We start from the raw sequence: 13,821 nt of genomic DNA, 5'->3' as shown, positions 1-13,821 counted from the left end.
AATGTATATGGGAATCACCCCAACAAACCTTGATTATATTTTGGAAAATGGAGAACTGAAAGGCCGAGAAAATACTTATTAGAAAAGGGCAATTGGATGATTGAATAATAAGCTACCCTCCCATATGTAATACTGTTGATGTAGTGACTTGGGTTGAGGAATTTCCGAAAATAAATACCTTTTCCATTTTTTAGAAACACTTCCTGAAGGCGCTTTTTTATTACGATTTGATTAGGGTGGCCTTTGTCTATTCTAGCAATTTAATTGAGTGTCTTGTCTTTAAATCTGCCCCTGATTATTGCAAATATCATCAGGCCTATTCCCAAACCTTCCAGAAGGCCAATTAGAAAATCATACGATTCATTTGCATTCAATATTCGATTCAATAACTGGGCAATTATTAAAAGTATTATACCGGAAATGATGAATAAAAAGGTTTTTTTTCGCGTAATATCACTTATTGAAGTAGGTTTATTCTTTAAAAGAATAGTTCACAATTAGATTTAATTTGCCTTGTATACCAGGTAATTGTAGGGAAAGAAGACCTAGGGAGTTAGCATTTCGTTGCGCAATGTAAGTAATTAATTTCTTTCTAACGCTAAGAGGTGTTATGAGATTATCTAATGGGCTTTCAAGCTTGTGATCTTATTCCTTGTCATCTTAGATAATAGAATGGGGGAAAATCTGTATAATCATGAATATGGTGCTTGATTGGAAGTAGGTAGAATTGTGATATACTATTGAAGGTATGATGCTCCATGGAAATCGAATTATTATGATACATAGGTTCCCTAGATGTATTTAACTCCATAATCAAGTAGTTAAAATTGATTAACTTACGTAACTAAATTATTTCTAAAAAATTTAAAATCAGATGAATACGGTTGAGCGGCATAAAAAAATTATTGATAAAATTAATCAAGAAGGCCAGGTAAAAAGCCAAGTGCTATGTGATGAGCTGGATGTATCTTCTGTAACCATACGAAAAGATTTAAAATTTTTAGAAGAAAAAGGGATGCTGTATCGGATGCATGGGGGAGCCACCCTTAATAATCCTTACGCAACAGATCGCCATGTGAGCGAGAAGGAAAAAATGAATTTATCTGAGAAGATGATGATTGGTAGTGCTGCTGCCAAATTAGTTACTGCCAATGATTCCATTTTGATTGCCTCCGGAACTACTGTTCTCGCTTTAGCAAAGAGTATCAAACCTTTGGAAAACTTAACCGTAATAACCAGCGCCCTGAATGTTGCCTTAGAACTAAATAAACATCTGGAAATAGAGGTTATCCAATTGGCCGGGATCTTGAGAAAAAGATCTTCCTCTGTAACTGGTATGTATGCAGAAGGGAATCTTCATGATTTTTCGTGTACTAAATTATTCTTAGGAGTAGATGGTATCGATTTAGAATTTGGACTTACGACCGCGAATGTAATGGAAGCACGATTGAATCGTGAAATGATAAAAGTTTCGCAGAAGACCATAGTTCTTGCTGATTCCAGTAAATTTGGCAAGCGAGGATTTGGCAGAATCTGCGGTTTTGACAATATAGATGAAATTATTACCGACAGTAAGATTTCCAATTTCACTAAAAGTGAACTGGAAGAATTCGGAATTAAGGTTACAATAGTTTAATTGTCCAAATACAAATACATCATTGCAGCCAGTGTTGCTCCAAGGATTGGCGCCACTACAGGAATCCAGGAATAACTCCAATCGCTATCTCCCTTGCCTTTTTGGGGAATAATGGAGTAAACAATTCTTGGTCCGAGATCTCTCGCGGGGTTGATGGCATACCCCGTGGTACCTCCTAAAGCTAACCCGATTGCCCATACCAAAAAAGTTACGGGTATAGCTCCTAAAGATCCCATGCCAATTGGAGTTTCTGTATCGCCACCCATTACCGGATCGGTAACATAGAAGATCACAAAAATTAAGGTGAATGTTCCGATGATTTCACTCAGTATGTTGGATCTAATATTCCTTATGGCCGGGGTGGTACAAAAGACAGCTCGCTTTAGGAGGGGGTCTTCTGTTCGATCGAAATGGTCTTTATACATTAGCCAAACAATAAAACTCCCTGCCATCGCTCCTAGCATTTGCGCTAAAATAAATTTCGGAACCAATGCCCAAGAAAATTCCCCGGCAATTGCCAGGCCGAGCGTTACCGCTGGGTTTATATGTGCTCCGCTGTATGGAGCAGCTATTACAACACCTGTGAATACCGCAAAAGCCCAACCAGTAGTTATAACGATCCAACCACTATTGAATCCTTTTGTGTCTTGAAGAACAACATTAGCAACCACTCCATTGCCAATAAGCATTAAAAAGAGAGTTCCAACAAACTCTGCAACAAATTGTGACATATATTTCTAATTTGATGACCATGAATTGGCAGCTTTAATGGCTCTTTTCCATCCATTTATAAGCTCCTCTAAATTGATGTTTTCTGGGTTGTAGGCTCTACTTTCTTCCCATTTTTCCTCCACTTCTGAAATGTTTTTCCAGTACCCCGAACCAAGTCCTGCGAGATATGCAGCCCCTAAGGCAGTCACTTCTGCAGTTTGAGATCGAAGAATTTTTGTTTTTAGGATATCTGCCTGAAATTGCATTAATAAATCGTTTTCGGTAGCACCTCCATCAACTCTTAATTCCTTAATTTCTATATTGGCATCTGCTTCCATAGCTTTTAGAACATCATAGGTCTGAAAGGCTATACTTTCCAGAGCAGCTCTGGCAATATGATTTTTTGTACTACCCCTGGTTATACCAGTTATCGTGCCTCTGGCGTGCTGATTCCAGTAGGGGGCACCTAAGCCAGTAAAGGCCGGAACGAAATATACACCATTTGTATTGTCTACCGCACTGGCGAGATCTTCGATTTCACTTGCAGAAGAAATCATTTGCATCCCATCCCTTAGCCACTGAACTACCGCACCAGCAATAAATATGCTACCTTCTAGCGCGTACGAAACCTTACCGTTTATTTTCCAGGCTATGGTTGTGACCAAACGATTTTCAGAAACTATGGGTTTCTCACCAATGTTCATCAGCATAAAACAGCCAGTCCCATAAGTGTTTTTGATCATTCCGGGCTTAAGACACATCTGGCCGAAAAGAGCTGCGTGCTGATCACCTGCAATACCAGTTATCGGAATTTTTTTGGAGAAGATTGCTCCTGAAGTTACAGCAAGAGGCCCGCTAGACTCTACTACGGTAGGTAACATTGAACTGGGAATCTCGAAAAGTTTTAATAACTCATCATCCCATTCAAGTGTTTGAATGTTGTAGAGCATGGTTCTGGATGCATTAGTAATATCGGTAATATGACTTTCGCCTCCGGTCAGGTTCCAAACCAGCCAGGAATCAATTGTTCCGAATATTAAATCTCCATTGTCCGCTTTACTTCGAGCACCTTCAATATTGTCAAGAATCCATTTAACCTTTGTGGCTACAAAATAGGCATCGATAACCAAACCGGTTTTTTTCCTAACCATATCTTCATAACCTTGTTCCCTGAGTTCATCGCAATAATCAGATGTTCTTCTATCCTGCCATACAATTGCATTATAAACCGGTTCACCTGTGTTTCGATCCCAGACTACCGTTGTTTCGCGCTGGTTGGTAATACCAATGGCTTGAATGTCTTCAGATTTTAGTTTACTTTTTGAAACGGCTTCTGCAGCTACTCCAATCTGTGTTGACCAGATTTCATTAGGATCATGTTCTACCCAACCTGGTTTAGGAAAAATTTGTTTGAATTCTCTTTGAGTGGTGGAAATAGCCTTTCCCTGATGGTTGAAAATTATTGCTCTGGAACTCGTGGTTCCCTGGTCAAAAGCTAAAATGTATTTAGACATGATTATTAAGCTTAGTAGTTATTTTATTATTAAGAGCTGTGGTTAACTTAGGTGTTCGAGGTAGGTAATTCGCTGCGATTGATTTAAAATCAGCTAGTTGTTGATCCTTCCATTTAGAATCCTTAGCCAATTCCTTTCTTAAGATTTCGGCAATTTCAGGAGCCAAATCAATAGCTGCCTTCGCATTTAGAAACAAAATTCTCAGTCTTCTAGCCAGAATATCTTCTACTGTACGCGCCATTTCATAACGTATGAACCATATGACTTCGGCTAGTATATGAGGGAAGTCCGGATGCAATTTTTGCTGAAACCTTATGTCCTCATTAACTAGATTTCGAATTTGCGTTGCATCACTACCGTAGATATCCAAATGATCTTCTATATCTTTTGTTTCAGTAAATCCATGGATTTTCAGGTCTTCCGTTTTACATTTTATTTCAGGAAGATTGCCAACCTGAATGGCTTCATCTACGGTATCTTCAGCCATTTTTCGATAAGTAGTCCATTTGCCTCCGGTAATAGTAATGAGGTTTGTTTTGTCGATGATCAGTTTGTGGTCTCTGGATATTTCCTTCGTCCCTTTATCAGTATCTCTTGGGACTACAAGAGGTCGCAACCCCGCAAAAACGCTTAGAACGTCATCAATGGTTGGCGGGACAACCAGGTAACTTTTCAAAGTTTTTAATATAAACTGAATTTCTTCTTCCAAGGCCTTTGGTTGAGTCGTAGGAACTTTCATGGGGGTATCAGTAGTTCCAACTAGTAGGTGATCTTTCCAGGGGACGGCAAATAATACGCGACCGTCAGATGTTTTTGGGATCATTAAGGCATCACTGCTGGGTAAAAACTCTTTCCTCAGCACTAAATGTATTCCCTGACTTACCTTTATGATCGGTTTGGCCGTCTTGTGATCCAGAGCCAAAATACTATCAGCAAAAACTCCCGTAGCATTAATAACAACATTGGCGTTGATCTCAAAAATTTCATTATTCTCCAGATCTTTTGCGATCACTCCAACTACTTTCCCGTCTGATTTGATAAGATCACTGACCTCAAAATAGTTCAGTAATACGGCGTCATGTTCGACACTTGTTTGCGCGATATTTAACGCTAACCGAGCATCGTCAAATTGCCCGTCATAATATATCACCCCGCCATTTAAACCTTTTAAATTAAGGTTATCAAACAGACTTCGCACCTTCTTATTATTGATGAGTTCTGTTTTTCCTATGCGGAAATGTTGAGCCATCCAGTCATAAATTTTCAAGCCTATGCCATAATAAAACTTTTCCCACCATTTATAACTGGGGATTACAAAAGGTAGCAAATGAACTAAGTGGGGTGCATTCTTTAGCATTAATCCTCTTTCTTTTAAAGCTTCTTTGACTAACGCTATATTGCCCTGAGCAAGATATCGGACCCCACCGTGTGCTAGCTTTGTACTTCTACTAGATGTCCCGTTAGCAAAATCGCCTCTTTCTAAAAGTAGTGTTTTGAAGCCTCTACTGCTCGCGTCAAGCGCGACTCCTAAACCCGTAGCACCTCCACCAATAATGATGATATCCCACTTAGCATTCTCTTTAAGTTTTCTTAAAGCAGACTCGCGATTTAAATATTGTGAACTAGAATTTCCCATCATATTTCGACTAATTATCGAAACAAAAGTAAAATTAAATTGAACAAAACAAAACCTTTCGAAACTAAAAATAAGTAATTTTTTGTTTTTTACTCTTATTTTTTATTACATTCGCATCAGTAAGGTACAAAAATTATCACTTTGTTAATGGTTTATGTTATAAATAGCGAAATCGAAACCTTTTGTTAATACGTACTTAAACAACTATTGCTGAGAAAAAGGAAGATTTGCAATGAATTCAAAAAACAAAATTCAATCTCAATGAAAAAAAAGATCCTTTTATTAATTTTCACTTTATTATGTTGTGTTTCAAATACTTTTGCACAACAATTTGATGCAAAAGGAAAAGTGGTTGATCAGGAAGGTTTGCCGCTACCCGGTGCCACCGTAATGGAAAAGGGTACTAACAATGGTGTTTCTACCGACTTTGATGGAAACTTTACTATTACGGTTTCCAGTGAAACCGCCATACTGGAAATTTCATTTTTAGGTTTTCAGTCAAAGGAAATTCCGGCTTCTGATCCAGGAATCTCGGAAATTACTTTAACTGAGGATGAAAACGCCTTGAGTGAAGTAGTTGTAACCGCCTTGGGGATTAAGAGGGAAGAAAAAAAGCTTGGGTTTTCCCAGGCGACAGTAAATTCCGATAAGCTTTCCCAGGCTGTACCTACCAACTGGTCTTCAGGATTAAAAGGGAAAGTTGCAGGACTTAATATTGTCTCGGCTGGTTCTGGACCGGTGAATTCTCAGCAAATCACATTACGAGGCAATAATTCATTGAATCCGAATGGCAATGCTGCACTTATTGTGGTTGATGGTGTGCCTGTAAGTTCCGAAATGACCACTTCAGGTTCTAGTAGCGCTTACACCGGGAACGATTCCCCAATTGACTACGGAAATGCGATATCAGATTTAAACACCGATGATATTGAAAGTGTAACTGTTTTAAAAGGACCTGGTGCTACAGCCTTGTACGGTAGTCGCGCAGCAAACGGAGCGTTGATCATTACTACGAAATCAGGTAAGCAGTCAAAAGGCCTTGGAATAACTTATACCTCCAGCGTGAGTTTAGATGTAATTCAAAGATGGCCAGATTGGCAATATGAATATGGTCAGGGAACGGGAAAATCGTTTGATGAAAATGGCGATCCTTATTATTCTTATGGGTCTTCCGAGGATGGGAATAATACGGGTAGTACCAGTAGTGCCTGGGGACCAAGGTTTGAAGGGCAAAATTTCTTTCAGTATGATCCTGAATTAGAGGGTCAGGGATTAGAACGTACGCCATGGAGACCTTATAAAGATAATCGTAAGGCATTTTGGAGAACAGGGGTGACTTCTATAAATAATATATCGCTGCAAGGTAGTAATGATAAAGGTAGTATGAGAGCTTCTGTAGGATATACGGATAATGAATGGATCATGCCTAATACAGGCTATGATCGTGTCACTGCTTCAGTAAATGCCAATTATCAAATTTCTGACAGGATTAAAGTGAATTCCGTCATCAACTATAATACGAGGAATAGTGATAACCTTCCTAGTACAGGATACAATAATGGGTCGATCGCTTATTTTATGATTTTCCAGAATCCAAACGTAGACTTGGATTGGTATCGTCCAATCTGGCAGGAGGGACAGGAAAATATTCAGCAAATTCAGCCATTTAGTTCGTATATAGATAATCCCTACTTGATTGCTTATGAAGCCACAAATTCATTGGCAAGTAGTCAGATAGTTGGGAATCTTTCCGCAACTATAAACCTCGCTCCGAATCTGGATCTGTTATTAAGAACTGCGTTGAACACTTATAATCAGGATCGAGAGCAACATAGACCTTATAGTATTAATCGATACGCAAAGGGATATTTTGAAGCTCAGGATATATGGAAGCAGGAAGTGAACTCAGATTTCTTATTGACTTATAATAAGGATGTTTCAAAAGACTTTTCTATTAATCTTTCGGCTGGAGGAAATATGCGGGACTATAAATATCGTAGAACTGATGCATCCGTAGAAGGACTTGTGGTTCCTGGGGTGTATAAACTGGCAAACGGAATCAATTCACCGATTATTAATACATACGATCGCAACAAGAAAGTAAATAGTTTGTATGGTCTTGCTTCATTCTCCTTTAGAGATTATATTTTCCTCGACTTAACAGGCCGTAATGATTGGTCAAGTACATTGCCGGTAGAAAACAATTCGTTCTTCTATCCTTCGGTAAATACGAGTTTTATTCTTTCAGATATGTTTGATTTCAAGAGTGAGAAATTCAATTACCTGAAATATCGTTTTTCTTTTGCTCAGGTTGGTAATGATACAGATCCTTATAAAACAAGCAAATATTATAGTCAGAATGCTTTTCCAAGTTCAGCAACAGTTCCTACAACACTGTACAATCCTAATTTTAAACCAGAGATCACAACAAGTTTTGAAACCGGTATAGAATCCCGATTTTTTGGAAATCGTTTAAATTTTGATGGGACTGTTTATCAGACCACTACTAAAAACCAGATTATTTCGGTGCCTTTGGATATTACCACGGGATACAGTTCTGGAGTATTGAACTCGGGAGAAGTTCGCAACAGGGGAGTGGAATTAACACTTACTGGAAAAATCGTAAGCAATGATAGATTCAAGTGGACCTCTACTCTTACCTGGTCTAAAAATTGGAACGAAGTTCTGGAACTGGCCGATGGAATTGATAACCAACAAGAAATTGGATCTGGGGGCAACGCAACCCTAATTGCCAAAGTAGGTGGTACGACCACGGCAATTTATGGATATGGTTTTGTAAGATCTCCTGATGGGCAAATTGTTTATGATAAAGGTGGTTTGCCAGCATATCCAGATGAGATTCAATATATCGGGGATGCTAGTCCGGATTGGGAAGCAGGACTTTTCAATAGCTTTCAATTGGGGAACTTTACCTTAAACGTCATGCTTGATGGAAAGTATGGAGGAATCATTTACTCACAAACACATCATAAATTAACTCAGCAAGGAAAATTGCGTTCTAACTTCATGGGTAGAGAAGAAGGATTCATAGTTGGAGATGGAGTGGTTGAAAATGAAGATGGAACCTTCTCTCCAAATACGACTGAAGTATTGCCTCCAGACTGGTATAACAGGTACTATCGCAGAGCCAACGTAGAGTCAAATTCTTTTGATGCCTCTTACCTGAAATTAAGAGAATTGAGCCTGCAGTATAATTTCTCTAAAAAGTTGCTACAGAATACCCCAATCAGAGGTTTGAATGTTTCGCTTTTCGGAAGAAACCTTGCCATGATCACTGATTTCCCAATTTATGATCCTGAAACGGCTGCCTTGAACGGTGATACTATTTTACCGGGTATTGAAATGGGACAGATGCCTTCTCCTGCCACCTACGGATTTAACCTTAAAGTGAATTTATAATCGATTCAATGATGAAAAATATTAAATACTTAATCACAGGTATACTTTGTTCTTTGATTCTCTTTGGTTGTACTGGAGATTTTGAAGAAGTGAATGAAGATCCAAACAGGATCGCTCAAATTAGCCCAGGAACATTAATCAATCCTATTATTTACGGTCTGGCAAGTCATAATGCCGATAGAAGTGCCAGTATCACATTCGATTTGATGCAGGTTTCCTTGCCGTTCCCAAGTGTTTCGGGTGGATTGCATAGATATGATGTTAGCCAGAATATCGGGAATTCCAGCTGGTACTGGTATTATAGATGGTTGAATAATATTGATGAAATGCTGGAAGCTTCAGTGGCTGCTGAAGATGAGAATTATGAAGCAATTGCCTTGACTTTTAGAGCCATGGTTTTTGCTAATCTTACCGATATGTTTGGACCCATTCCGTTTACGGAAGCAACCATGGGAGAAGAAGGGAATTTTTATCCTGCCTTCGATTCACAGCAGTTTGTGTACGAGTCGATTTTGGCAGACCTTGAAAGAGCCAACGAGCTTTATAATTTAGATGAATCAATGGTTTATGCTGATGATATCCTGTTTCATAATGATGTCTCAAAATGGCAGAAATTTACGAATTCACTGCATATGCGTTTGTTGTTAAGGATTTCAAATAGATCAGAAACCAATGCATTTCAGAAGCTTACCACTATAATCGATAATCCTGACATGTACCCGGTTTTTGAAAGTACCGAAGAATCGGCTATTCTGGAAGTGACGGGCGAAACGCCAAATGTTTCCCCTTGGGGACGACCTCAGGATTTCAGATTAAGCGTTAAAATCGCTGAATTTTTTGCAGAAAATCTGAATAACTGGGAAGATCCGCGAAGACCATTTATAGAAACCATGGCACAGGATGAAGATGGAAATAGCATTGGCTATAAGGGTATACCGAGTGCTTACGCAGGTGCAGAATCTCAATTTACTTACAATGCATCCACTTTTAATATCGAACAGGTCACCAACCCAATGGAGATAATCTTATTACCTTATTCTGAAGTGGAATTTATAAAGGCGGAAGTGGCCCTGAGAGGATATACTTCAGGCGCGGAAGAGCATTATATGAATGGAGTGAAAGCTGCCATAGAGCAGGTAGGAGCTGAAGTGCCTGATGGATATTTTGATAATCCGGAAGTGGCCTACGACGGGACATTGGAGCAGATCATGCTTCAGAAATATTATGCGCTCTATTTTGTGGATTACCAGCAGTGGTTTGAATACCGGAGAACAGGACTTCCGGAATTGCCTACAACTACTGCAATGGAAAATGACGGTGTAATGCCGGCAAGATTCTACTATCCGCAGGATGTACAGATCAACAACTCTGAGAACTATCAAAAAGCCCTGGATCTTCTTGGAGGACCAGACGATATTAATACAAAAGTATGGTGGGATGATTAAGACAGGAATTAGCCTTCTGTGTAAAAGTCTAGTAGTTTCAGTTTTCATGGGTATTTCCTTCTTAGGGAATACCCAAACTGTTGCTAAGGGAACCGTTTTTTTAGACAACAATCAAAATGGAAAAAAGGAATCTTCTGAAAAAGGAATTTCTGAAGTAGCGGTAAGTAATGGATCTGATGTGGTGTTGACCGATGCGACCGGTAGTTACGAATTGCCTGTTGAGGACGATGCCATCATTTTTGTTATCAAACCAACCGACTATAAAGTTTCCAAAGGGAAAAATAGTAGTTCCAAATTTTACTATATCTACAAACCAGACGGATCTCCTGAAGCAAAATATAAGGGAGTGGAACCAACTGGGAAACTGCCTAAGAAAATTGATTTTGGCTTGGTGAGACAGGATGAAAATGAAGATTATACTGCCTTAATTTTTGGGGATCCACAGCCAAGAAACCTGGACGAATTAAAATACTTCGAAAAAAGTGTGGTCCAGGATATTGATAAAAATACCGAAATCGCATACGGGATTAGTTTGGGTGATCTGGTCTGGAATGACCTGAGTCTTTTTGAACCATATAAGAAATCCATTGCCTCGCTGAATATCCCATGGTATGACGTTATGGGGAATCACGATATGAACCTGGATGCAAAAAACGAGGATGATTCTGATGAGACCTTTGAAGCGTACTTCGGGCCAGCGACGTATTCTTATAATTATGCAAAAACGCACATTTTAATCCTGGATGATATACTATATCCAGATCCCCGTGATGGCAAGGGTTATTGGGGAGGCTTTACAGAAAAGCAATTAAAGTTTATTGAAAATGATTTAAAGCTGGTTCCGAAAGATTATCTGGTAGTTTTAAACTTTCACATACCTATTAGTGAGCCGGAAGGAGATTCTTTTCGCGATGAGGACCGGAATAATTTGTTTGAGATCTTAAAAGACTTCCCGAATACACTATCAATTTCGGCGCATACACACATCCAGCGCCAGGATTTTTTTAGTGCAGAAGATGGCTGGAAGGGAAAGGGCTTACATCATCATTTTAATGCGGGAACTACCTGTGGCGATTGGAATTCCGGTAAATTTGTAGATGGTATTCCAAAGGCTGACATGCGAGATGGAACTCCGCGTGGTTATGCATTTTTGAAGGTTAAGGGCAACCAGTATGTTATTGATTACAAAGTGGCCGGCGAAAATGAAGATTACCAGATCAAGCTTTTTGTTCCGAAGGTGATGAAGCAGGGACAGTATTCCAAAGCAGGAATTTATGCCAACTTTTTCATGGGGTCCAAAAGCGATGAGGTATTTTTCCGCGTCGATAAGGGTGATTGGAAGAAAATGGATTATATAGAAGACCACGATCCTAATTATTCCAATATGGTTTATGACTGGGATCTTTCCGATACGTTAATTGATGGAATACGACCTTCAAACCCTATTGACAGCAAACACCTATGGCACGCAAGAATTCCTACCAAAATTGAAAATGGGGAGCATCTTATTGAAGTTAAAGCAACAGATATGTTTGGTCAGGTTCATATGGCTGAAGCCAGTTACCGACTGGAATAAAATTATATTAGAATTGCATGAATGAAATAGATTCAGAAAATGAAATATGTTTAAAAGTAAAAAAGAAGAAAATAAAGAAAGGATGATTTCTAATTTCCCATGGATGCTGGTCGAGGCAGGGTCATTGAATAAGAGTCTTCCAATTAGACTACAAATAAACAGAATATACAAAATGAAAAAGCTGATATTCCTTCTTCTGGGTGTGATGATCATTTCATGCTCAGGCGGTCCTAAACCTAAATTTCATGATAACATTGTTATTGCTCACCGCGGAGCCTGGAAAGCAAAAGACCTGCCGCAGAACTCACTGGCTTCCTTAAAAGAGGCGATAGCTATTGGAGCCCACGGTTCTGAATTTGATGTTCATATCACTGCAGATGATAGTATGGTGGTAAATCATGATGATGATTTCAATGGAATGTTGATCGAGGAAACTACATATGGTGATCTTGTTAAGGTGAAATTACCGAATGGTGAAAAATTACCAACTTTACGTGAATATCTGGCAGAAGGTATGAAGCAAAAAACCACGAAACTGATTCTGGAAATAAAGAAAGCAGAAGACCAGGAACGTACTCTTGAGCTTACGCGGGACGCGGTCGCATTAGTTAAAAAAATGAACGCCGAAAAATGGGTTGATTATATCACCTTTGATTACGAAGCAGGGAAATTAGTTCATGAACTTGCTCCGAATGCGGAAATTGCCTATTTGAATGGAGATGTAGCGCCTGCCATAGCGAAAGCAGATGGCTACACAGGTCTGGATTATCACTTCAGTAAATATAAAGAGAATCCCGACTGGATTTCTCAGGCTCATAATATCGGATTGTCAATCAATGCATGGACAGTAAATACTGAAGAGGATATGAAATATTTGATCGATCAGAACGCGGAATTTATTACAACAAATGAGCCGGAACTTCTACTTCAATTGCTGAACAATGCGAAGTAAAATGCTCGTTTTTATATTCTGCGTTATTGCTTTCTCAAGTTTTGCTCAGGAATTTCATAAAATTTCTGGGTGGAATGAGGACATCAATAATAAGCTGGAAACTTTCCTGGAAGGGAGTAGAATCATTAAAGAAAGGAAAGTGGCCGTGTTTGATTGTGACGGAACTTTATTAGGTCAGTCACCATACTATCTGGCAGATGAAGCACTTTATAATTATGCAGGAACTCATTTTTCCGATAAAAAGGATAGTCTTTCGATTGCAAAAATGGCCGTTATTGATTCTTTGCTGAATGGCAATAATGTGGGAATGGACTATGTGCAAAAAAGGATCAGTTTTCTATCTGGCCTAAGCGCAACAGAAGTTCAACAAATAGGAGAAGAGATGTTTCAGGAGAAATACCAAAACAAATTCTATCCGCAGATGAAACAATTGCTGGCAAACCTGGAAGATTATGGTTTTGAGATCTGGGTGGTCACAGCGTCACCAGAAGTCTTATATCAACAATTTGTAAGTGAAAATACTGGAATTCCATTGAATCGGATCATCGGAGTGAAATCTGTCATCCATGATGGGAAGGTAACCAGAACCTTGGTTCAGCCGGTTCCGCAAGATGCGGGGAAAGCCGATGCTATCCAGACTTTCATTAAAGCAAAGCCCTTATTCGTTGCCGGGAATAGTCGAGGTGATTGGGAAATGATGAATGAATCTGTCGGTTTAAAAATGATCATTAATCCAGATGATTCGAAAAAATTGCAACATGAGGAAGATTCGAGTTTAAATGGTCAAACCTTAAAGGAATACTGGGAATCTCAAAAAGCTTTAATCGTCACCTGTGAGGATCTTCCTGAAGGAGATCATTCATATATTTCAAAAGATCTGAACATCCGAAAGAATGCAGAACATGAAAATAATTAGGATTAAAATGAATTT

9 protein-coding genes are annotated in these 13,821 nt (G+C 39.0%); 6 read left to right on the top strand and 3 right to left on the bottom strand.

From position 1 onward, the window contains the following. The first annotated feature begins 874 nt into the window (after nucleotides 1-874). A complete protein-coding gene (locus GRFL_RS04250) occupies nucleotides 875-1,636 on the top strand; it encodes a DeoR/GlpR family DNA-binding transcription regulator (RefSeq protein ID WP_083643450.1) in 762 nt (253 codons plus the stop codon). Here GRFL_RS04250 and GRFL_RS04245 read toward each other — a convergent pair. The 3 genes from GRFL_RS04245 to GRFL_RS04235 are packed head-to-tail and all read right to left on the bottom strand — an operon-like array spanning nucleotide 1,633 to nucleotide 5,500. Beyond that, nucleotides 1,633-2,367 (bottom strand): MIP/aquaporin family protein, encoded by a 735-nt coding sequence (locus GRFL_RS04245; RefSeq protein WP_083643449.1) that lies wholly within the window; start codon nucleotides 2,365-2,367, stop codon nucleotides 1,633-1,635. The two genes, GRFL_RS04250 and GRFL_RS04245, sit on opposite strands and share 4 nt — an antisense overlap. 6 nt (nucleotides 2,368-2,373) lie before the next feature. Further along, nucleotides 2,374-3,861 carry a glycerol kinase GlpK gene (glpK, locus tag GRFL_RS04240; protein WP_083643448.1) on the bottom strand — a complete coding sequence of 496 codons (1,488 nt, stop codon included), beginning with the start codon at nucleotides 3,859-3,861 and terminating at the stop codon, nucleotides 2,374-2,376. Beyond that, a complete protein-coding gene (locus GRFL_RS04235) occupies nucleotides 3,854-5,500 on the bottom strand; it encodes a glycerol-3-phosphate dehydrogenase/oxidase (RefSeq protein ID WP_083643447.1) in 1,647 nt (548 codons plus the stop codon). The genes glpK and GRFL_RS04235 overlap by 8 nt, the downstream gene beginning before the upstream one ends. Nucleotides 5,501-5,758: 258 nt before the next feature. Here GRFL_RS04235 and GRFL_RS04230 point away from each other — a divergent pair, with 258 nt between their 5' ends. From GRFL_RS04230 to GRFL_RS04210, 5 genes are all read left to right on the top strand, one after another. After that, nucleotides 5,759-8,917, top strand: a complete 3,159-nt coding sequence (locus GRFL_RS04230) for a SusC/RagA family TonB-linked outer membrane protein (RefSeq protein ID WP_083645953.1) — start codon at nucleotides 5,759-5,761, stop codon at nucleotides 8,915-8,917. Between the two features lie 11 nt (nucleotides 8,918-8,928). Then, nucleotides 8,929-10,362, top strand: a complete 1,434-nt coding sequence (locus GRFL_RS04225) for a SusD/RagB family nutrient-binding outer membrane lipoprotein (RefSeq protein ID WP_083645952.1) — start codon at nucleotides 8,929-8,931, stop codon at nucleotides 10,360-10,362. Then, nucleotides 10,355-11,938: a calcineurin-like phosphoesterase C-terminal domain-containing protein gene (locus GRFL_RS04220; protein WP_083643446.1), complete on the top strand. Its 1,584-nt coding sequence runs from the start codon at nucleotides 10,355-10,357 to the stop codon at nucleotides 11,936-11,938. The genes GRFL_RS04225 and GRFL_RS04220 overlap by 8 nt, the downstream gene beginning before the upstream one ends. Nucleotides 11,939-12,110: 172 nt before the next feature. After that, nucleotides 12,111-12,890 carry a glycerophosphodiester phosphodiesterase gene (locus GRFL_RS04215; protein ID WP_083645951.1) on the top strand — a complete coding sequence of 260 codons (780 nt, stop codon included), beginning with the start codon at nucleotides 12,111-12,113 and terminating at the stop codon, nucleotides 12,888-12,890. Beyond that, complete coding sequence (locus tag GRFL_RS04210) at nucleotides 12,880-13,806, top strand: HAD family hydrolase (RefSeq protein WP_083643445.1); 927 nt, start codon at nucleotides 12,880-12,882, stop codon at nucleotides 13,804-13,806. Before GRFL_RS04215 ends, GRFL_RS04210 begins: the two co-directional genes overlap by 11 nt. Nucleotides 13,807-13,821 lie beyond the last annotated feature (15 nt).

The organism is Christiangramia flava JLT2011 (assembly GCF_001951155.1).
Lineage (GTDB): Bacteria > Bacteroidota > Bacteroidia > Flavobacteriales > Flavobacteriaceae > Christiangramia > Christiangramia flava.
Note: the sequence above shows the minus strand (reverse complement) of the source record. Positions and strands in the feature narration are given on the sequence as shown.

Excerpts from the sequence above, each read along its gene's own strand:
- GRFL_RS04250 (WP_083643450.1), top strand. The coding sequence starts at position 875 with ATGAATACGGTTGAGCGGCATAAAAAAATTATTGATAAAATTAATCAA.
- GRFL_RS04245 (WP_083643449.1), bottom strand. The coding sequence starts at position 2,367 with ATGTCACAATTTGTTGCAGAGTTTGTTGGAACTCTCTTTTTAATGCTT.
- glpK (WP_083643448.1), bottom strand. The coding sequence starts at position 3,861 with ATGTCTAAATACATTTTAGCTTTTGACCAGGGAACCACGAGTTCCAGA.
- GRFL_RS04235 (WP_083643447.1), bottom strand. The coding sequence starts at position 5,500 with ATGATGGGAAATTCTAGTTCACAATATTTAAATCGCGAGTCTGCTTTA.
- GRFL_RS04230 (WP_083645953.1), top strand. The coding sequence starts at position 5,759 with ATGAAAAAAAAGATCCTTTTATTAATTTTCACTTTATTATGTTGTGTT.
- GRFL_RS04225 (WP_083645952.1), top strand. The coding sequence starts at position 8,929 with ATGAAAAATATTAAATACTTAATCACAGGTATACTTTGTTCTTTGATT.
- GRFL_RS04220 (WP_083643446.1), top strand. The coding sequence starts at position 10,355 with ATGATTAAGACAGGAATTAGCCTTCTGTGTAAAAGTCTAGTAGTTTCA.
- GRFL_RS04215 (WP_083645951.1), top strand. The coding sequence starts at position 12,111 with ATGAAAAAGCTGATATTCCTTCTTCTGGGTGTGATGATCATTTCATGC.
- GRFL_RS04210 (WP_083643445.1), top strand. The coding sequence starts at position 12,880 with ATGCGAAGTAAAATGCTCGTTTTTATATTCTGCGTTATTGCTTTCTCA.